General features: G+C 37.3%; 25 protein-coding genes and 1 pseudogene. 18 read left to right on the forward strand and 8 right to left on the reverse strand.

The window, feature by feature from the left end:
* The first annotated feature begins 341 nt into the window (after window positions 1-341).
* A complete protein-coding gene (locus tag NYE73_RS10365) occupies window positions 342-764 on the forward strand; it encodes a hypothetical protein (RefSeq protein ID WP_054550934.1) in 423 nt (140 codons plus the stop codon).
* Window positions 765-799: 35 nt separating this feature from the next.
* Here the strand turns inward: NYE73_RS10365 and NYE73_RS10370 are convergent, their stop codons facing one another.
* The gene (locus NYE73_RS10370) at window positions 800-1,873 is read right to left on the reverse strand and encodes a hypothetical protein (protein WP_066037480.1); all 1,074 of its coding nucleotides are present in this window, start codon (window positions 1,871-1,873) and stop codon (window positions 800-802) included.
* Window positions 1,866-2,420, reverse strand: coding sequence for a sigma-70 family RNA polymerase sigma factor (locus NYE73_RS10375; protein WP_066037481.1), 555 nt, complete (start codon window positions 2,418-2,420; stop codon window positions 1,866-1,868). The genes NYE73_RS10370 and NYE73_RS10375 overlap by 8 nt, the downstream gene beginning before the upstream one ends.
* Before the next feature lie 163 nt (window positions 2,421-2,583).
* Between NYE73_RS10375 and NYE73_RS10380 the strand changes: the two genes are divergently transcribed.
* The 3 genes from NYE73_RS10380 (at window position 2,584) to NYE73_RS10390 (ending at window position 4,948) form a co-directional block, all read left to right on the forward strand.
* Entirely contained in the window at window positions 2,584-3,141 is a 558-nt protein-coding gene (locus NYE73_RS10380; RefSeq protein WP_048390456.1) for a GNAT family N-acetyltransferase, read from the forward strand.
* A gap of 176 nt (window positions 3,142-3,317) precedes the next feature.
* A complete protein-coding gene (locus tag NYE73_RS10385) occupies window positions 3,318-3,917 on the forward strand; it encodes a hypothetical protein (RefSeq protein ID WP_054550937.1) in 600 nt (199 codons plus the stop codon).
* A 47-nt stretch (window positions 3,918-3,964) separates the two neighbouring features.
* Window positions 3,965-4,948, forward strand: coding sequence for a hypothetical protein (locus NYE73_RS10390; RefSeq protein WP_066037482.1), 984 nt, complete (start codon window positions 3,965-3,967; stop codon window positions 4,946-4,948).
* Between the two features lie 251 nt (window positions 4,949-5,199).
* Here NYE73_RS10390 and fumC read toward each other — a convergent pair whose 3' ends face one another.
* Window positions 5,200-6,591, reverse strand: a complete 1,392-nt coding sequence (gene fumC, locus NYE73_RS10395; protein ID WP_066037483.1) for a class II fumarate hydratase — start codon at window positions 6,589-6,591, stop codon at window positions 5,200-5,202.
* A 278-nt stretch (window positions 6,592-6,869) separates the two neighbouring features.
* Complete coding sequence (locus NYE73_RS10400) at window positions 6,870-7,085, reverse strand: hypothetical protein (RefSeq protein WP_259948915.1); 216 nt, start codon at window positions 7,083-7,085, stop codon at window positions 6,870-6,872.
* A gap of 310 nt (window positions 7,086-7,395) precedes the next feature.
* Between NYE73_RS10400 and NYE73_RS10405 the strand changes: the two genes are divergently transcribed.
* From NYE73_RS10405 to NYE73_RS10425, 5 genes are all read left to right on the forward strand, one after another.
* The gene (locus NYE73_RS10405; protein ID WP_103119066.1) at window positions 7,396-7,608 is read left to right on the forward strand and encodes a helix-turn-helix transcriptional regulator; all 213 of its coding nucleotides are present in this window, start codon (window positions 7,396-7,398) and stop codon (window positions 7,606-7,608) included.
* Window positions 7,605-8,003: a hypothetical protein gene (locus NYE73_RS10410; RefSeq protein ID WP_103117896.1), complete on the forward strand. Its 399-nt coding sequence runs from the start codon at window positions 7,605-7,607 to the stop codon at window positions 8,001-8,003. The genes NYE73_RS10405 and NYE73_RS10410 overlap by 4 nt, the downstream gene beginning before the upstream one ends.
* Window positions 8,004-8,203: 200 nt before the next feature.
* Window positions 8,204-8,761, forward strand: a complete 558-nt coding sequence (locus NYE73_RS10415; RefSeq protein WP_259948919.1) for a hypothetical protein — start codon at window positions 8,204-8,206, stop codon at window positions 8,759-8,761.
* A gap of 435 nt (window positions 8,762-9,196) precedes the next feature.
* The gene (locus NYE73_RS10420) at window positions 9,197-9,928 is read left to right on the forward strand and encodes an AAA family ATPase (RefSeq protein ID WP_048390527.1); all 732 of its coding nucleotides are present in this window, start codon (window positions 9,197-9,199) and stop codon (window positions 9,926-9,928) included.
* On the forward strand, window positions 9,925-11,148 hold the full coding sequence (locus tag NYE73_RS10425; RefSeq protein ID WP_259419067.1) for a GNAT family N-acetyltransferase: 1,224 nt from the start codon (window positions 9,925-9,927) through the stop codon (window positions 11,146-11,148). Before NYE73_RS10420 ends, NYE73_RS10425 begins: the two co-directional genes overlap by 4 nt.
* 30 nt (window positions 11,149-11,178) lie before the next feature.
* On the opposite strand, the gene pdxR is transcribed toward NYE73_RS10425, so the two are convergent.
* A complete protein-coding gene (pdxR, locus tag NYE73_RS10430; protein ID WP_259948923.1) occupies window positions 11,179-12,561 on the reverse strand; it encodes a MocR-like pyridoxine biosynthesis transcription factor PdxR in 1,383 nt (460 codons plus the stop codon).
* A 110-nt stretch (window positions 12,562-12,671) separates the two neighbouring features.
* Between pdxR and NYE73_RS10435 the strand changes: the two genes are divergently transcribed.
* Entirely contained in the window at window positions 12,672-13,112 is a 441-nt protein-coding gene (locus tag NYE73_RS10435; RefSeq protein ID WP_259948926.1) for a GNAT family N-acetyltransferase, read from the forward strand.
* 73 nt (window positions 13,113-13,185) lie between these two features.
* Here the strand turns inward: NYE73_RS10435 and NYE73_RS10440 are convergent, their stop codons facing one another.
* Window positions 13,186-13,878 (reverse strand): class I SAM-dependent methyltransferase, encoded by a 693-nt coding sequence (locus NYE73_RS10440; RefSeq protein ID WP_066037488.1) that lies wholly within the window; start codon window positions 13,876-13,878, stop codon window positions 13,186-13,188.
* Window positions 13,879-14,110: 232 nt separating this feature from the next.
* Here NYE73_RS10440 and NYE73_RS10445 point away from each other — a divergent pair, with 232 nt between their 5' ends.
* The 6 genes from NYE73_RS10445 (at window position 14,111) to NYE73_RS10470 (ending at window position 17,515) form a co-directional block, all read left to right on the forward strand.
* Window positions 14,111-14,713 carry a CPBP family intramembrane glutamic endopeptidase gene (locus tag NYE73_RS10445; protein WP_004228915.1) on the forward strand — a complete coding sequence of 201 codons (603 nt, stop codon included), beginning with the start codon at window positions 14,111-14,113 and terminating at the stop codon, window positions 14,711-14,713.
* 72 nt (window positions 14,714-14,785) lie between these two features.
* On the forward strand, window positions 14,786-14,971 hold the full coding sequence (locus NYE73_RS10450; protein WP_048390683.1) for a hypothetical protein: 186 nt from the start codon (window positions 14,786-14,788) through the stop codon (window positions 14,969-14,971).
* Window positions 14,964-15,131, forward strand: coding sequence for a hypothetical protein (locus NYE73_RS10455; RefSeq protein ID WP_016993359.1), 168 nt, complete (start codon window positions 14,964-14,966; stop codon window positions 15,129-15,131). Before NYE73_RS10450 ends, NYE73_RS10455 begins: the two co-directional genes overlap by 8 nt.
* Window positions 15,132-15,139: 8 nt before the next feature.
* Entirely contained in the window at window positions 15,140-15,772 is a 633-nt protein-coding gene (locus NYE73_RS10460) for a hypothetical protein (protein ID WP_259948934.1), read from the forward strand.
* 81 nt (window positions 15,773-15,853) lie between these two features.
* On the forward strand, window positions 15,854-16,840 hold the full coding sequence (locus NYE73_RS10465) for a helix-turn-helix transcriptional regulator (protein ID WP_259948936.1): 987 nt from the start codon (window positions 15,854-15,856) through the stop codon (window positions 16,838-16,840).
* 45 nt (window positions 16,841-16,885) lie between these two features.
* Window positions 16,886-17,515: a type 1 glutamine amidotransferase family protein gene (locus NYE73_RS10470; RefSeq protein ID WP_259419062.1), complete on the forward strand. Its 630-nt coding sequence runs from the start codon at window positions 16,886-16,888 to the stop codon at window positions 17,513-17,515.
* A gap of 54 nt (window positions 17,516-17,569) precedes the next feature.
* Here NYE73_RS10470 and NYE73_RS10475 read toward each other — a convergent pair whose 3' ends face one another.
* Window positions 17,570-18,067: a hypothetical protein gene (locus tag NYE73_RS10475; protein WP_009370976.1), complete on the reverse strand. Its 498-nt coding sequence runs from the start codon at window positions 18,065-18,067 to the stop codon at window positions 17,570-17,572.
* Window positions 18,068-18,160: 93 nt separating this feature from the next.
* Between NYE73_RS10475 and NYE73_RS10480 the strand changes: the two genes are divergently transcribed.
* Both NYE73_RS10480 and NYE73_RS10485 read left to right on the forward strand, forming a co-directional pair.
* Window positions 18,161-18,901, forward strand: a complete 741-nt coding sequence (locus tag NYE73_RS10480; RefSeq protein WP_004228897.1) for a sulfite exporter TauE/SafE family protein — start codon at window positions 18,161-18,163, stop codon at window positions 18,899-18,901.
* Window positions 18,902-18,913: 12 nt separating this feature from the next.
* Complete coding sequence (locus NYE73_RS10485; RefSeq protein WP_311198637.1) at window positions 18,914-19,870, forward strand: PD-(D/E)XK nuclease family protein; 957 nt, start codon at window positions 18,914-18,916, stop codon at window positions 19,868-19,870.
* On the opposite strand, the pseudogene NYE73_RS24700 reads toward NYE73_RS10485, so the two are convergent.
* Window positions 19,824-20,111, reverse strand: a pseudogene (locus tag NYE73_RS24700) (tyrosine-type recombinase/integrase); the annotation flags it as partial. The gene NYE73_RS10485 and the pseudogene NYE73_RS24700 overlap by 47 nt on opposite strands.
* Window positions 20,112-20,138: the final 27 nt, after the last annotated feature.

A 20,138-nucleotide genomic window follows, 5' to 3' on the forward strand; every position in this document is an offset into this window, starting at 1 on the left:
CAAAACGATTACTATTCATTATTTACGTGATTGTCATTGCGGATGCGTATTACACAACGCTCTATATTGAACCAAAAACACCGCCGCAACACCAAACCATCAAAGCAACAGCCATCACGGTAGACCAACTACGGTAGCAAGCCTCACAAAAGGAAGCGGACAACCCGTCGTTTGAAGCCTTTTTGCTTCAAGCAATTTCTTCAAAGCGTGGTCCAGGAATTGGTGATGCAAGAAATATTCGTAGAAGCACGAACTCCAAAGCGTGTCTATTTACATTATCAACAGCTACGTTGCTGACACCCTGTACATTTACAGGGTTTTTTTAATAGGAGGAGCAAAATATGAGTATGACAACCTATATAGGCTTCAATTTTCCAGTTGAAATACAGGATGACTATACAGAAAATGAAGTTGACATAAATTATTTTTTCTCGGTAAAAGAGAATCGCCAAATTGTACAGGCAAAGCATTTTACAACACCCTATGTATATGAAATCGAAACAAAGGGAGAGCCCATTTGGCAAATGCATAACGAAAATAAAGTGTATTCCCCCCATAACTATGAAAAAGCCAAAAGAACTTTTCACCATGTATGTGACTTTCTAAAAAAATTCCTTCCCAAAGGAGATTATTGCGAAATCTACATTTGCTGGATAGGAGAAGAAGGAGAGGAACATGAGAAAAAACTGGCACTTCTGTTAGACCAACTGTCAGTAGATGAGGTAGAAATAGTTGAGAAATGTTTGATGATGGTGAGAAATTAAAATCTTCATAAAGTAAAAGATTGAAGCAATAAGCCTCAATCTTTTTTCTGTTTGCTAGGAAGCTGATAGCCCTCTAAGTCTGGAATAAATTCTTGTGGGTCAATAGATACATTCACTTCAAGCCTTTCTGGATGAACATAGCTTGTCAGCTCACCATTTTGGTCATATGTTTCACTTTTAACGAGAATCCCAGTATCTTTATCCACCCAAAAACGAAACGCTTCTGTCGTGCCTTTTAAATTTTCACTATTTGTCACCGTTTCATCCATTTTCCCAGCTAATACGATTGTATTATGACCTAACAACGCTTCATTTTGTTTTTCAATCTCCCAATGCTCCATATTTCTTAAATAACTAGCAGCTTTCTCATAAGCGAATAACGACATACTTGAACTTCCAAATGAAGGTCTTTCTCTCAATTTATTATATGAAATAGGGGGATATTTCAAGTCAATACTAAAAGCTTGCTCAGGAGTAACTACGTCTCGTTTTGATTTCTGTTTCGTTTCATTAACTGTATAAACTTTTTGTCCATAAAGTGCTGTATATTTTAACCAGCTCTTTCTGTTGTTATAAAAGTACTCCTGTGTATCGTTCTTGATTCCCGTCGTGTTATCATCTAAAGCGATTATTTTTTCATAGCCTCCAACTTCTTTTTTGGTACTTACTTTATAAGTAACACCCAATGTTCTAGTGGAACCGTCTTGAGAAATTTTATGTTCTTCAAATTTTCCAGCTGCTGAGTGAAAATAATCAATCGAATTTAATAATTTACTCACGACATCCTCTTTCGTCATATCCCCGTAAAATTCTTCTTGGATCGGGGGATGATAAAGAGTAGTTTCCATTATAGGTTCTTGTGAACGGTCTCCCTTATCAACTGGTTGTACTGTCAGCTCCGTGACCATAAAATAGCTAGCTCCTATAAGAAAAAAACCAATGACTGCTATAGGTAACAAATGATTGAAAATGGATTGGAATTGGGGCTGTTTCTTGTAATCTTTTCGAAGCCTCTGCCTTACTTTTTCTTTATGTTTCTCATTAAAATGAATGTCCTGGAATGCCGTGTCATCCAATGCCTTGCCTATATTTTTAAACATATCATTCATTTATCTTGCACCCTTCCATTGATTTTTTGAGCATAAGTCGAGCCCTATGAAGTCGAGACTTAATGGTTTGTAAACGCAAATCTAACAAATCAGCTATTTGGTTATAGGACAGCTCTTCATAATAATAGAAAATAATGAGTTCTCGGTATCTTATTGGTAGAGCAAGGATTTTTTCAGAAAGTAATCGTTTATCCTCCTGTCCGACTAATTCCAACTCAGGGGATTGACTAGTACTCTTAATTTTTGAGAAAAATTCTGTCAGAACAATATTTCTATAAGACCAGCTTTTTAATTTATCTTTACATAGATTGACAGTAATTCGATATAACCATGTTTTATAGGAAGATTCATTCCTGAAATTATCTAAATGCTCATAGCACTTTATAAACACTTCTTGCGCAATATCTTCCGAAAGCTGCTTGTGCTTCATATACGTAAAGGCAAGACGTGCTATGTCATCTCCATATGCCTTCATCAACCATTCAAGCCTCTCCTCCTTACTACATTCACTGCTAACTTCTATTGATGTTCTCACATGTTCAAGCATCTTCCACACCCTTTCAATTATTAGACGGAGTTGGTGCCATTTGGTTGTAATCAATTTACTATAATAACGAGTGATTTGTAATAGCAGTAAAAGAGAGTATGAGAGATTTTTGTGTTATTATTCAATAGTAAAATGCTAATAAATGGTGAAAAAGGGGAGTAGTATGCATACACAATTCGAATTTACGGTTTTTCCTCAATTGGAAACAGAACGTTTTATTTTACGAAAAGGGATAATGGATGATGGCCAAGATATTTTGAGACTTTATTCTAATGAAAATGTAGTGAAGTACCTGCCATTACCATTGTTTGCTTCAGTTGAAGATGCTATTGATGAAATCAATTGGTATGAGAAAATTTTTAAAGAACAAAAAGGCTTAAGATGGGTAATCGAGGAAATTCAGACCAACAAGGTGATTGGCACATGTGGCTATTTGAATTATGAAAAAGAGCATAATCGTATAGAAATTGGCTATGATTTAAACCCTGACTATTGGGGAAAGGGTGTGATGCAAGAGGCTTTAAGTTCGATCATCCACTTTGCCTTTACATCCATGGGAATCAATAAAATCGAAGCAAAAATAGAGCCAGAAAACACAGCATCTATCAAACTATTGGAAAAATTAAACTTTTCTCAAGAGGGTCTTTTGAGGCAACATGAATTTGAAAAAGGGAAGTATGTGGATCTCGCTATCTTTTCCCTATTGAAAAGTGAATATTAGGAGGTTAGGAAAGTCGCTCTCATCATGAGGGTGGCTTTTAATTTTGCTATTACTGCGAGATACATAGAGAATCAGCCATGTTAAACGTAACTTTTAAATGGAAAATATTATAAAAATTAACTAATGTAAGGTATTATTATAATAAATGGCTAACCTTCTAAAGAGGAGTGAGAGAGATGAAGCTCGTAAATGTTGTATTGACAGGACTATTGATAAGTGGATTGTTAATAGGTTGTACCGAGGAAGGAGAAACGAAAGGGGAACAGGTAAAAACAGAAGAAACAACAATCAAACACGTAGCAGCAGTAAACCCTTCGAAAATCTGGAATGATGTATCAACCCCTGAAGGCTTCAATAACTATGAGATTGAACCAACGTTGGAAGCTTGGATTGCCTATCATGCCCAAGATATTAACAAAACAACAGACGTAGACGAATATTATCTAAGGGCAGATCGTCTCACGAAGGAAATGATATATTTTAGGGTTCAAGGGGAAGACCTTCAAAAGGATTTTGAAAATTTAAATGTACTGCAGATTTTGATGGGACATCTGGATTATGTAATATCGGTTGAGAAACAGCAAGGTCTTGATACAGCTGAGTCCTATGGAGAATTAACTAAGTGTTTTACGTATTTCACTGAATTACTTCACGATCTCAACGTAATCATCAATAACGATGGCAAGGGTGAAACATATGGGCTCACACACCAATTAGACGGGAGCAAGGTGGACGAACTCGAAAAACTTCTTTATACAGAGGCCAGAAAGGAGTAAAAGCTCAAAGTGAAATATTTATTAGCAATATTGAAGGGGGAATATTTTTGAATAATAAACAACTAATTCCTACAAATGAAATTAAAGAAGAGTTCGAGGCTATTTTATTAGAACATGCTAGTATTGCGCATTGTGAGATTAATTTAAAAAACGGCACGTTCAAAAATATACAACGATTAGACACCCGCTATGACGAGTTTGCTTTGGATATTATGAATAATGAATTTTGTTTTAGTCTAAAAGAAAAAAATAACATAAACTTTTATAGAATTAATCTTGAAACATTTAATCAAACACATGCTATCACATTAAATTTAAATAATTATTTTTCTTCTGAAGAAATTAAGGATGAAAGTTATTATTCCAAGTTAATTTACCTTAATCCTCAATATTTGTTGTATTTTATTACGAAAAGAGAAATTAACTATGGACGTCCTTTTTATCAATGTATTTTTTTGATAAACACTTCAACAGGAGAGATAAAACGATTAAATCCTTTACTTCCAAACGGAGATAATTTACTTAGATTAGATACTTCCAAAAACATCTATCTAAGCAATCACAATCACTTATTACTATTAAAAACTGGGAGAATTAGACCCTTTGAGAAACAAGCAATGTATAATGGAGTAGATATTGAAAGTCCTTATCATGACCACCTTGAATCGATTTACTTAATGGAGGTTTCATCTTTAATTAACCAACAGAATTTTAATAATGCGACATTACTATCTTTATTAAATTATTCAGGTGTTTCTGAAAACTTACGATATGAGAACAATATTCTTTCATACGTAGTATCTGATTTTACGAACAACACTAAAGAGTTAATAAAACATGATTTGTTAGACGGGGATGTTTCAAAATTTCAAGATGACCAATTAATACGAGATTATTTAAATTATGATTTTGAATTATTACCAAACTACTATCATTATATCTCTAAATTATCTAAACAAGATAAAGCTGATACGTTTAATCTAATTGACGATGAATTGTCGTTTAATGTAAAGCTGGATAAAATAAGCTGAGAGAATTTTAACTAGTTATAAGCATCTGTAATGGAGTTATGGATTACATAGGAGGCAGAATAAACCACTCTCCGATGAAGTGACTGCATAGGATAGATACAATTATTTTCATTAGGAAGCTATTTGGCATGGATTCGATAGTCTATCGAGATTCATGTCTTTTAATTTTGCTTTCATCCATGCTAAAGATATTTCTCATAAACAAAAAAGATTGAAGCCCATTAGCCTCAATCTTTTTATGGTCGCTTTCATTATTTTACGTTCGGATAAATCATTGTTGCTGGGTCTACATATTCATCGAACTGTTCTTCTGTAAGTAAGCCACTTGCGATGGCTGCTGCCTTTAAGGTCGTGCCTTCTTTGTGGGCCTGTTTTGCGATTTTTGCTGCGTTTTCATAGCCAATATATGGGTTTAACGCTGTTACAAGCATTAATGAATTTTGTAAATTATGATCGAGTACCTCTTTGTTTGGCTCAATGCCTACTGCACAATGGTCGTTAAATGATTTCATTGTATCCGCTAATAGGCGAGTTGATTGTAAGAAGTTGTAAATGATGACTGGTTTAAAGACGTTTAATTCAAAGTTACCTTGAGAAGCGGCGAAGGCAATCGTTGCGTCATTTCCAACTACTTGCGTGACGACCATTGTCATTGCTTCACTTTGGGTAGGGTTTACTTTACCTGGCATAATGGAAGAGCCTGGTTCGTTTTCTGGGATCGTAATTTCCCCAATACCTGAACGAGGACCACTTGCTAGCCAGCGAACGTCATTGGCAATTTTCATTAAATCAGCCGCTAAAGCCTTTAATGCACCGTGTGCTACAACTGCTTCATCATGACTCGTTAGGGCATGGAATTTATTTGTAGCTGATGTAAATTGTTTGCCTGTTAGCTCACTAATTTCCTCAGCCACACGATCACCAAATTCAGGGTGAGCATTGATTCCTGTACCGACTGCTGTTCCACCAATTGCAAGCTCCTTCATATAGTCAATATTTTGGATAATCATATGCTCTGATTTTGAGAGCATGGCTGCCCAGCCACTAATTTCTTGACCTAATGTGAGAGGTGTCGCGTCCTGTAAATGCGTACGACCAATTTTAATAATGTCTTTAAATTGAGCTGCTTTATCTTCCAAAGTTGCTTTTAGTAAACGTAGTCTTGGTAATAAATAATCTTCCACTTTTAAAACAGCCGCAATATGCAATGCTGTTGGGAATGTATCATTTGAGCTTTGTGATTTATTGACATCATCATTTGGATGAATACGGTCCGCTTCACCAGCATCCTCTAATAGTTGATTCGCACGGTGAGCAATGACTTCATTCACATTCATATTGGATTGTGTACCACTACCAGTTTGCCAAACCACAAGAGGAAATTGATCGTCCCATTGACCATTTAAAATTTCATCTGCAGCCTGCACGATGGCATTTGCTTTAATATCAGAAAGTTTGCCTAGTTTATTATTCGCAATCGCCGCACTTTTCTTTAGGATTGTCATAGCTTGCACAAGCTCGATTGGCATTTGTTCTGTACCAATTTGGAAATTTTCTTTACTGCGCTGTGTTTGCGCGCCCCAAATTTTATTAGCAGGTACTTTAATTTCACCCATAGTGTCTTTTTCAATACGATAATCCATGTCAAAACAGCTCCTTTAGTATGTAAAGTTCTCCTCATGTACAGATAAAAACGGATACTCTTAGTCTGATGTAAGAATATCCGTTTGATACATGCTTATTCAAAAAAGAGGGGGATTCTGAATGAAGCAATTTGGAGAAAGAAATAATCTATTGATAATGATAATTGTTATCAATTAAAAAGTCAACGGTTTTGCTTGAAGAAATTTAAAGTGAATGATTCGCAATCATTACCTATTTTATTCCCGAAAATTAAGGGAATAAACCATGTTTTAGTTGATTATCTCTTTTTCTTTCCAAGCTCTTTAAGAGGCTGCTTTTTAGGGATTTTTTCGAATAATATCTTCACATGAAAATTGTTGTCATCAACTTGAAGTACCTCCAACACCTTTGCCTTGCGCCCTTTAATGCGAATATCTTCATCCACAGTAGGTAGCTTGACGAGCAATTGACTTAAAACAGACGTCTTGTTTTCGTAGTAATGCGTCACAAACATCGCGATTCTCCTTCTGACTTTTGATTGTTACTCAATTTATGAGCGAGGGATAATAGTTAGAACTTTGGAGATGGTGAGCAAAGAATGAAGAACAAGGAATAGATGCTTAAGATAATTAAAAATTGAAAGGTGTCTGTACAGTTTTTTAAAACTGAAGTATTTTGGTTCACTACATAGAAAATACATAAAACTATGTGATAAGAGCTAATAAAATAATTGGGTGTAAAATATGTTTGACACCTTATTTGTCTTACATTAATATTATGGTGTAAAAGATCTTTTACAAGCCAGGAGCGGAGTGGTGTTAGAAATGGAAAATAAAATAAGGGTATATCGTGAAAAAAATAGCCTCTCACAAGGTAAATTAGCGGAGTTATGCAATGTGACGAGGCAGACCATTAATGCCATTGAAAATAATAAATATGATCCAAGTTTGGAATTGGCTTTTACTTTGTCCTATATTTTAAGTACTCCTATAGAAGAATTATTTATTTTTACATATGGAAGGAATGAGAAAAAGTGACGATTACAAAAAAGGTAAGTTTAATCGGTTCTTTAGTTATTATTGTTTCTATTGGTAGTTACGGTGTATATGAATGGATAACGAAAGAAATGATTGAGGCAGCGACAATTTTCTTTGTATTCTTAGGAATAGGTCTTTTATTTCAGTCCATTACTTGGGGAGAAATGAACGGAGTAAATGAAGGAAAAAAAGATGAGTTAGAAAAACATATAACACTTGTTAGTTCAAAAATTAGTTACTATCTTTTACTGTTATTTATGGTTATTGTTTTAGTGATCTCAGAAAGAGTAACCGCTTTAAATGATATTAAGAATATTCCACTTGTTATTGTCATAGGACTTGCTTGGATTACTATGCCAATTACTGAGTTTGTGGTTTCTAAAAAATATAGTTAAATAAATTGTTCTTTGTAAAGAAGGCTGATTTATTTTGATGAAATTTAATTTTAGATCAACTTACCTCGATAGATTGATTAAGAGGTGAGTTGATTTTTTTGTTGGATATTTATGTTAAAATAACTATGGAATTTTATGACAGGTTATTGTTATTAGACTACCATGACAAAAAAATTTAGAAAAAGGGGCGAGTAAGTAGAATGACAAATAATATCATTGAACAAGCAAAACGAGGGTTGGAGGGTTTTGCTATTGGGGGTTATCATACTAGCGGAAATTTTAGTAAGTATCGGGAGGATTACTATAAATATTTTGGAGATCCAGATGATGAAACAAGAAAATACGCTATAGCTGCATTTACTTGTATGCTGGGTACTTGGGAAACGGGTTCTCTTCAGATATTTCAGCCCATACAAGAGTGGGAGGAAAATAAAAAATGGAGCTTCAATCCATTAGACCAGAAGCGATTTTATCGTTTTAAAGATTATCTTTATGCACTGTTAGCACATCATGAGCAGATAGAGAAAGAATTCCCCTATATGTATGAAGATATTGTTTTATTTTTAATAAAAATAGAATTAAATCAAGGGATCAGATATGAGGAATGGTTTCCAGAGCATAACCCGAATTTGTTTCAGCGATTAAGAGAAGAAATTTTAATACCTAAACAACATTTGGTAGATAAAAGAAGTCATCGGAAATTCTTATTAAAAGAAATAGGTATTGAACCTTTTTTCGAATCGGATCAATTTAGGTAATGAAAGTAATCCAAAAGTGGATGGAATCGCTCAGAAAGGGTTCCAAGGTGATCGAAAAGAGAGGCACCCCGCTTATTCAGCAAGCCACTGCGAAATAAAATTGCAATGGAAAACACTACTGCATGTTGCAGGGAAATCATTCACTTAATCAGTTAGAGAGGAGGTCAATGTCCACTTTTTTTATAAAAAAATCAAAAATATGACATGATACTACAGGTAGTAATTGCAACTTTCGACATGTTTTTTATTTATTTCTCGGGAAATATCTCATAGCGAGTTGTGAAAATGGTAGGGACTTCGTCAGCTGTTTTAGGCTATTTATGTTGGGCTGGCTTGGGTGGATACATAAAAAGGTAACATTTCAATCAAACAGGTAGGTGGATTACGTTTCAGCTTGAGGGATGTTCGCTATAATAAGAGTAAGGAGGAAATGAAATGTATTTAAAGTCATGTAAGGTGTTACAGGATACGATTCCCAATAAACAGGAGTATCCTTTTAATATTCCAAGCTTGCAGGATTTGCATGAGCTGGAGTTCCCAACGAATGTGACGTTCTTTGTTGGGGAAAATGGTTCGGGGAAATCAACATTACTGGAGGCGATTGCTGATCGTTGCGATTTCAATACGGCTGGTGGTGGTCGTCAAAATTTATATGAAGTACATAAGGCGGAATCTTCATTGGGGGAATATATCCGTTTGTCGTGGCTGCCAAAAATATCGAATGGGTTTTTTCTTCGATCTGAAACATTTTATCAATTTGCCAGTCATATTGATTTGTTAGAGCGCCATCCAAACAAATATGCTGCTTTTGGTGGGAAATCACTACACCATCAATCTCATGGTGAATCCTTTCTTGCGTTATTTATGAATCGTTTTAAGGGTAAAGCCATTTATTTATTGGATGAGCCTGAGGCGGCATTGTCACCAACGAGGCAGCTGAGCTTGCTGAAAATAATCAAGGACCTTGAGCATGAGGCACAATTTATTATTGCTACACACTCACCCATTTTGCTTGGCTATCCGAATGCAACGATTTATAGTTTTGATCAAGGAGAAATTGAATCCATTCGCTATGAGGATACCATTCATTATATTGTGACCAAACGTTTTTTAGATGCACCACAGTCGATATTAAGAGAGTTATTTGATGAGGAGAGGGAATCATGAATCAACGAAAAGGCTTAATCATGCGAGAAATTCGATTGGATGAAATGGCACAGTCCATTGATTTACTGAATTATGTCTTTCAAATGTCAATGTCCATTCACAAGGATCGTCGCTTTGTGAATGCTAAGAGTAGGCAATTTAATGAAGGGCATGCTATCGGGTGGTTTGATGGTTCACAGCTTGTATCGCAAATTTTAAGTTTGCCTTTTGAGGTGAATGTGCATGGCAAGATTTATGAAATGGGTGGCATCACAGCAGTTGGGACATACCCTGAATATTCGGGACATGGCTTAATGGAGAGTTTGATAATTGAAAGTCTGCAAAGTATGCGAAATGAAGGACATTATATATCCTATTTATTTCCATATTCTATCCCTTATTACCGCAAAAAGGGATGGGAAATTATGAGTGATATTGTGGAATTTCAAGTGAAGGATACACAGCTTCCACATTATGCAGGGCTTAATGGGAAAATTCGCCGAGTTGATCCGAAGCATGAGGATGTGGTGGCTATCTACGCACGCTATGCGCAGAAAACGCATGGGGTAATGGTGCGCAATAGTATTGCCTGGAACGAGAAGTTTCAGGAGGATTTCTGGGAGGAGAAATTTATAGATAGTGATGTGAACCTTCAGGCAGCGGTCTACTATGATGAAGAAGATGTGGCACAGGGCTACATGTTCTATCGTATTATGGAGGAAAATTATTACATTGATGAAATCGTCTATTTGCAGGAAGAGGCTCGTAAAGGTTTATGGAATTTCGTCTCGGCTCACAGCTCGATGGTCTACAATGTCTACGGGAAAACAACCGGTAATGAAGCGGTAGCCTTTCTATTAGAGGACAGTGAGATCATTCAAAAGGTATCGCCTTATTTCATGGCAAGAATCGTCGATGTCAAAGAATTTTTACTGCGCTATCCATTTATTGGTCAGAATTTCGAGCTTCAGCTAGCTGTCAGTGATCGCACTGTGGCGTGGAATAATGGCACCTACATCATTAAAATGAAAGATGGAAACCTTTCTGTGCAGAAGGTAAGTGAGACGTTGGACATGAATGCTGTGCATTTAACAGTGCAAACACTGGCTACTATGCTGTTAGGCTACAAACGTCCAACCTATTTAGAACGAATTGAACGATTACAGGGACGTACAGAGGAAATTGCATTGCTCGAGGCGGTTTTACCAGTAGGTATCCCAACATTTATTGATTATTTTTAAGTGGTATGGTAAGAGCCGTAACGTTGAAGGTTATGGCTGCCACGCCTCTTTTAACAGCTCGATGCCCAGCTTGATTTCTTCCAACGCTAATTTACTAAAGCCTAATTGCAGCATTGGTTCCTCATTTTTTTGATGGATAAAAAAGGGGCTTGTCGGATAAACCTTCACACCGTAAGTCGCCGCCTGTTGGATCAGCTGCTGCTCAGAAAGTGGAGACTTTATCTTCACTAATACATAGAGTCCTGATTGCTCACCTAACACGGTTATTTGCTGACCAAAATGTCGTTGTAGCTCCTGTACAAGGTGCTGCATTTTTTGTTTATAGGTCAAACGCATTCGTTTAATATGGCGTGTCCATTCCCCCTGCGCCATAAATTGGGCCATTGTGCGTTGATGGAGGGACGAAGCATTTTGTTCAAAATGAGCAAAACGCTCTTTATAGGGCTGAACAAGTGCATTTGGTAGCACCATATAGCTTAAACGCACACCTGGTAAAAACGATTTAGAGAAGGTGCCGAGATAGATTACCCTTGATGAGTCGATGGAAGCAAGGGCAGGAAATGGCTGTTGCGTATAGCGAAACTCTCCATCATAATCATCCTCTAGAATATAACCATCGACTTGTTGAGCCCATTGTATTAAGGTCTGTCGCTGCTGAATAGACATGGACACACCGTATGGGAAATGATGTGACGGGGTGACATACATTAAGCGTGATTGACAGTTTTGGAGTATGTCAAGTTGAGCTCCTGTTTCCATTACAGGTAGTGACTCTATTTCGAAGTGATGTAACTGGAAGGCTTCCCGTGCACCATCATAGCCAGGGTCTTCCAAAAGAATGCTTGGGAAAGATTCTTTTAGTAAAAATCCAAGATACAAGAGCATTTGCTGTGTGCTACTACCAATAACGATATTGTCGCTCGTTGTATAAACCCCTCTTGCTTGCAGTAAATATTGCACAAGCTGCTCCTTTAGCACTGATTCTCCAAACAGTTCTCCATATTCGTAACAGGTTGATTCCTGTAATACTTGATTGGCAATTTGGCGCCATGTTTTCATGGGAAAATATTGCTGATCGACAGCCCCAGCGCGAAAATCTACAAGATAGGATGCAGCCTTCTTTTTTGGCTGTGTCGTAGGGGGCTGTTCCTGCTCCTTTAGAAAAACCTGCTCTAGTGCATTGACGAAATAGCCTTTTCGTCCCTCCCCACGTATATATCCTTCTGCTACAAGCTGTTCATAAGCGGTTAATGTAGTATTACGACTGACCTGTAAAGTATCTGCAAGTTTTCGTATAGAGGGCAGGGAATCATCTGTTTGAAGTGAACCTTGCATAATAAGTGCTTTAATTTGCTGGTACACTTGCTTATATTTTGCCTCTTTTTCTGTTAATAGAAAGATAAAATCGTCCATAAGGCACCACCTTGACATGTTAAAATGTTTGGAACTGTTTCTTTTGAAATGTCAGATTATTTACTACCATCATACTAGAAGGACAATCAAAAGGAAATGGAGATTAAAATATGAAAATTTGTATGGTGACACAGCAAACGATGAGAGACGTAGTCCCATTATTTAATGCCTATCGTGAATTTTATGGACAATCATCTGATTTACAGCAAGCTGAGCAGTTTATACAGGAGCGAGTAATGGGAGCAGAGTCTATTATTTTCCTGGCATATTTGGAGGAGGAGCCAGTTGGATTTGCACAATTGTTTCCAGTCTTTTCATCCGTAGCTATGAAACGAGCGTTTCTCTTAAATGATTTATTTGTGGCGAAACAAGCCAGAAAACAAGGTGTAGCACAGGCGTTGATGGAGCAATGCTATATCTATTGTCAGCAGGAAGATGCTCGTTACATGATGCTAGAAACTGCCAGAGATAATGTCCAAGCACAGAAGCTCTATGAAAAAATGGGCATGACGATTGATGAAACTGTTTATTATTACAGTATTTATTGGTAATTTTTTTCGATGTGACTATAAATCTAAGTTTCAGCCCCCACCATTGATTGTGACTATGGTGGGGGCATTGTGGTTATGCGTGGCTCATCCATCCTGCGAAGAGACCTGAGGAGAAAAAGCGGGTAATATTTTGAAAGCCCGCTTCACTTAATAGCTGTTGGATTTCTTGATCGGAGAGGAAGGAAATATTCATGATGCCCTTGCCCATGCTATCTACCTTTTCTTTTGTATAGCCGGCCTCTAAAAAGTAGCTTTGCCATATTTTGATGCGATCTTGTAGCTCGTCACTTTCTCGTTCTCCGTAGGCACAAGCGAGGACAAAGGGCTTTCCAGGTTTTAATTGCTTGTGAATATTTTGCAGTAGATGGAGTTTCTCCTGTCGATCTTCAATAAAATGAAGAACTAGGATACAGCTTGCCGCATCGAATTTCGGTGTTGATTGGGGTAAGCGCTCAATTGTTCCTTGTAGTAGCTGAACGCGACTTTCAATATCCAGTTGCACGGCTTTATGTTGTGCAATTTGGAGCATTTCCTCAGATGGATCAACCCCAGTGAACATCCATTTAGGGTTTGTTGGTCCCCATGCAGAAAGCTCGTTGCCCCCACCAGCTCCTACAACAAGCAGGGATGCTTCTTGTTCTCCTAAATGCATGCGGAAATAGGCTTGTGTCACGGCAAATAATGTGTCATAGGCAGGCACTGAAATTCTTGTGCTGTGCTCATATGTTTGTGCCTTTTCTAATAAATGTGTAGGTAATGTACGCATTGTGATAGCCTCCAGTGTTTTATCATCTCTATTACAGACCTTTAATATCTGTAATAGAGTATAAATGAAAATAACTGAAAAGACAAAGGAGAAGCCCTTTGACTTCGTTTTTTTATTGTAAAACATTTAATAATTAACAATAAAGATAAATAATTTAATGTTTATCGTTAAATAACTATTGAAAAAAATGGCACTTTCTTCTATGCTTGTAGTAAACAGGAGGGGAAATAAGATGATGAATAGTTTAATCAGTGCCATTTTGCAAGTGATGTTATTTTCAGTGATTCCGTTTATTTGGTGGCTTTGTACAGCGAGAAAAAAACAGCCCTTTTTAACGTGGATAGGATTGCAAAAGCCTATTATTGTGCACAAGGGAAGGTATGCTATGTACATTGTACTTTCTACTTTCACGATGTTAATACCGAGCTTTGCGCTAGTCTTTTTCTATATTGATCGCTCCTTGCTAGCGGCGAATCAATTCGCGGGACTTGGAGCTGCTGCCGTCATTCCAGCACTTTTCTACGCTATTATTCAAACAGGTTTATCAGAGGAGCTATTATTTCGCGGCTTTTTATTAAAGAGATTGATGAAGATTTTTGATTTTCAAGTAGCAAATCTCTTGCAAAGTATTGTTTTTGGCTGTGTTCATGGGGCCATGCTATGGTCGGTGCTTCCGCTTCATGTAATCTTATTAGTTGTGCTTACTACAGCGCTTGCTGGCTATGTGATGGGCTGGGTGAACGAACGAATTGCTGGAGGTTCCATTGTCACTAGCTGGAGTATCCATAGTATTGTAAATTTCATAGCGGCGTGCTTGTATATGTTTAAATTTTGACTTATTTGCATTTCTTTGCTGTCACTTGCATAATAGGGCAGAGAAGATTTTTTCGTGAAGGGACGTGCAAGCATGACAGAGTGGCCTAAGGGAGTAGCAAAACCAGCAATTCGCGCATTACATGCAGCGGGCTATACAGAATTGAAGCAGCTAGAAAGAGTTGAGCTTTCTACATTAGCTCATCTTCATGGAATGGGTCCAAAAGCTTTAGCAGCGATTGAGGCGGCACTAAAGGAAAGTAGGGAACTTCGTGAATAAGCTGACATTGTTTTTACTGGCGATGGTTGTCTATTATATCCTCGTTGTAGTCGTTATTAGCAAGCTGTTTATTATTCCTATTATGAAAGTGATGGCTCTTATCTTTTTTATAGGGGCAGGCTATATCTTTTCTCGTAAAATGCGTAGGAAATTACAGTAGGAGGTAATATGAAAATTGTTAAATTAACATTCTTTTATTTAGCTATTATTTTATTGGCATTGACGCTGTCCTTAGCGGGTGTTCGTCTATCCATCTCTCTTGGGATATTTGCATTAATTGCGGTAGGGATGATTTATCGCCATATACATATTTTATATCGCACAAACAATATGGAGCAGGTGGATAAATGGGTTAAAAATCACCGAAAAGAGCCTATATTTGCTGCTCTCTATGCATCAGCTTACGGGACAAAAGAGGAACAGATTCAGGCAATCGATGTCATCATCCATCATTATAAGCAGCCAGCCATTAAGTACAATTACCTCTTTATTAAGGCCATTATGGAGGAGAATCTTGGTGCTGCTAAAGTAGCCGCAAGACAAATTGATAAGGAGCCTTTAACTAGCTATGCACTATGCTATATTGCTGCGCTGGAAGGTCGAGCGGCCGATATGAGAAGTGATAAATTAACACAGCCGTGGATGCAACCTGCAATTGAAGCGATCTATGCCTGTACAATAAAGGATCAGGCTAATTTCCGCCAATTCGCGGATGCTAGCATCCAACAAGCACGTGGCATACAGAAATACGGTTTAATACATAATTTTAAGCAAATGGAAGATGAATTGGTAAAGGCATAATGGAAGGGCTACTTGATAACAGTATCAGGTAGCCTGATTTTGTGTCAGAAATCAAAAATTAATACAATGAGGTGAAAATGTTTGTCTAAAATGGATCATATGATGCAGATTTTATGGATGTTGAATTCAGGTAGGAAAATTACCGCGAAAGAAATCGCTGAAAAATTAGAGATTAATATCAGATCCGTTTACCGCTATATTAACTCACTTTCTGCCAGCGGTGTGCCGATTATAGCTGAAACAGGTCATCATGGAGGATATACCCTGTTAAATAATTTTATTAAAAGTCCTCTTATTTTTGATGTTGATGAGAAAGCGGCATTACTTCATGCTTCTATTTTTGCAAAAGAAGCTGGCTATTTTTTAGATGAGGCATTAAACAGTGCAACAGCAAAGCTTACAATGTATTCAAATCAAGAGCAAGAAAAAATGATTCAACAGCATTTACAAGGTTTCGAGATAATCGGTCCTGATGAATCCTCCTTGGAGCCACTGTTAAAAAAATTAGAAGAGAGTATAGTAAAGGGAACATCTATAGAAATGGAATACCATACTAATAATGAAGAGCAATCTAAGTCTAGGGTGGTTAATCCATATGGTTTGGTTTATTGGAAACAAAACTGGTATGTCGTTGCATTTTGTCATGTAAGAAATGAAATCCGTACTTTTAAAGTAGGCCGAATTAGTAGTCTGCATCAAACAGGCATTCCCTTCCAACGACCACAATCTTTCTCTGCCAGTGATTTTTTTATGAAAAGCCTTTTTCCCCAAGCCGAAGATAAACAGAACCTTGTGCCCTTCATCATTTGTGGAAAGACAAGTGCTGTGGATGCAATCAGTCAGCATTGGTTTTTAAAGTATCACCTCCAAGAACGCACCAATAAGAACGCAATATTTTTAGTAGATGAGGAAGCACTACATACATATGTACCCTATTTACTTTTTCCCTATGGAAAATCAATCCAAGTAGTAGAACCCATAAGTCTAAAGCAAAAGATAATTGACGTTCTATATGAGCTCATCCATTTTTATGAAAATGAAAACTTTACTGACGGAGAATGTCAGTAAAGTTTTTTTATACTAAGCATAGTTTCAATAAAAGGAGTGTTTATTATGCAGACAAGAAAAGTGTATCTTTATGTATTTGATACGATGGCAGATTGGGAGATAGGGTATTTAATGGCCGAATTAAATACAGGTAGATATTTTAAAAAGGGGTTAGAGCCTTTAGAGGTGATGACAGTAGGGATTGATAGAAGTCCTGTTACGACGATGGGTGGCATCACCATACTTCCAACGATGGCCGTTGCTGAATGTCACTTGAATAGCATGGATGTCTTGATTCTCCCAGGAGGCAATACATGGCTAGAATCTATTCATGAGCCTATATTGAATGAAGTCTCAAAAGCGTTGAATGAAGATGTTTTCGTAGCTGCAATTTGTGGTGCAACATTTGGTCTCGCAAAGGTTGGTTTGCTTGATACAAGACAACATACGAGCAACGATCTCGAATACTTGAAGATGCTTTGTCCACATTATATTGGGGATGAACATTTTAAACAGAAGCCAGCCGTAACTGAAGGGAATTTAGTAACGGCATCTGGCATTGCACCTTTGGATTTTGCCTACCATGTTTTGAGGCTACTAGATGTTTTTACACCTGAAACATTACATGCTTGGTATAAGCTTTATGAGACGCAGGAGAAAAAATATTTTTATGAATTAATGACATCCATTGAATAATAATTAATCTAAGAAGAGCATGTTTATTGTTAAAACATGCTCTCTTTTTTTACATTAACTTTTTTTAGCCAACAAAATGCCTCGCACAATCCCTATCATGAAGATGCCAAATAACAGCAGTAAAAATAAGTAAGCATGCCATTGTTGTAAAATACGTTCACGACCTAGAGCTACCGTCAGGTCATTGAATAGGGAGTAGGTAAAATACAATAGAATACTATTTTTGATGAGACAAAACGTAAGGATGCCATTTTGTCGCTGTTTATGGGAGAGAGGTGCTTTATTTTTACGCATCACAGGATAAGCTGCCTTTATCTCTAAATAGTGTAAAAGTAGAAAGAGCATAAGAGCCACAAAGGGTAAATAAAAAATAGCAATTTTCGGACCGAATTGGGCATGGTCACTCGTGAAGCTTTGCAAGACAGGAATCATGGCAGGGAGCTTGCCGTATTGAATGAGTGTCGCTGTAATGCCAGCTAGAAAAATAGTCGCCACAATAACCGTTAACTGGTGACAAAAGCGTGGTGTAGGTGTTTTTTGTTGTATATGCATCCTTGCTCCTCATTTCCATCATCATTGATAATAACAATCTGTTATACTGTATCATAGAATGATTGCTTTTTGTGTTAGGGAAAGAAGGATATTATGGAATACTTGTTGTTTTTACTTATTGGCATCATTGGGAATGTCATTGGTACGTTAGTTGGGGGTGGTGGCTTAATTACCTTGCCAACGATGATGCTAATGGGTGTACCCGTCCATTCGGCTATTGGCGCAAATAAAGTGTCCAATATGGTGAGTGCTTTTTCAAGCTTTTATACAATTTATCAACGTAAGGAATTAGCATGGAACGAAATGCGTTCGGTGTTACTTGTCTCTTTAATCGGAGGTACATTGGGGGGACTTTTCGCTTCATTCATGAGTAGTCAATCATTAACGTTCATTGCTATTATTTTACTTGGCTTTGCGCTTGTCATGTCCTTTATGGGTGGAGCTGATTTTGGCGACAAGGAACGTTTTACGATGAATCGAAAAAACGGTCCTATCCTTCTTGGAGTTGGCTTTTATGACGGTATGTTTGGTCCAGGCAGTAGTACATTGGCGCTTTATACATATGCACATGAGAAGATTTCCTATATTAAAGCCGTGGGGCTATCACGGGTAGGGGTATTTGCAATGTGCTCAGGAGCAGCGATTACCTATATTGCTACAGGGAAAATCGAATGGCCGTTAACGCTTATTTTAATGATTGGCTCGACGATTGGTGCACAAATTGGGCTTGTGCTAGCCAGAAAAGTGAAAGCACATCAGGTAAAGCTTTTACTGCGTATTGTAACGATTGTGCTGATTATACAGCTTGTTTATGATTTCATCCATCAGCTTTAGGAGGTGATTGTCCTGTTTGAAATTTCACCCTATCCAACCTTTTCGTGGTCGTTATCGCGTCATAAAACATTGACAAGCTGTGCCCGCAAATACGGCTATGAATATTACTTTTCACATAACGGGTGGCTCAGTTACAATGTGGAGCCATATCATCAACAGGTGTATCGCTTAAAAAAGCTGCAATCGATGCCTATTTTATTTGGGCAAATTGTCCATCGATACATTGAGCAGGCCATTAATGATTATTTACAAACAGGAAAAGCTCCAACAGTAGAGGAGCTAATTCAATTGGGGCGCGGGCAGCTGAATGCAGCCTTTATTGACTCCACTCGTCGTCTTGAATTTTGGAGGCAAAAACCAAACAAGTTTTATATGATGCAGGAAATCTATTACCATGGCACCCTTTCTCCTGAGCTTGTGCAAGACTATAAAGAACGTTTACGACTTGTTTTTAATCATTTTTTGATGAGTGAAACATTCCAGCAAATCACCTCACAAAAAGGCTCTCTCCGTATCGGAGAACCAGAGCAATTCCGCTCCATGAAAATAGAAGATGTCCAGGTATTCGTTGTTATGGACTTTCATTATTATGATGAATTGAGGGATAAATGGATTATTGTTGACTGGAAGACCGGTAGAGAATCTGATGATGACCGTCAGCAATTAGCCCTCTACGCTTACTATGTTCAGCAAAAATACCGTGTGTCTCTAGCGCAAATCGAGGTCTATAATGAATATTTATTAACAGGCAAGCGCAAGAAATATAGTTTTACAGACATCGATATGGAGAACATTTTGTATACGTTTCAGCGCAGTGTTTTAGAAATGAAAAAGTATCAGGCTGATATTTTTTCCAACGAGCCCGTGGACATCGAGGACTTTGAACAAACACAAGAAAAATGGCATTGTCGTGGCTGTAATTTTAGGGAGTTATGTGCGCAGAAATATGATGAAAAATTGAGCAAGTGACCAAAAAGTCATCGAAATGGTCGCTTGCTTCATTTTTATCCTTTTTGGTTAAATGACTATATGTGTTGATTGTCATTTTTATATCAGAGTGACCGAGTTGCTCCTGTATGATCTTAAAATTTACATACCGACTGACCATAAATGAGGCATATGAATGTCGTAATGCGTGAAAATTCAACTTTGGTAAACTGTACTTTTCAATAATTCTTCTCCAAGCAAGATTTATAGCAGCAGGTTTTGATGGATTACCATCTGATTTTTTGTAAAG

Source organism: Lysinibacillus sp. FSL K6-0102, assembly GCF_038003545.1.
Lineage (GTDB): Bacteria > Bacillota > Bacilli > Bacillales_A > Planococcaceae > Lysinibacillus > Lysinibacillus capsici.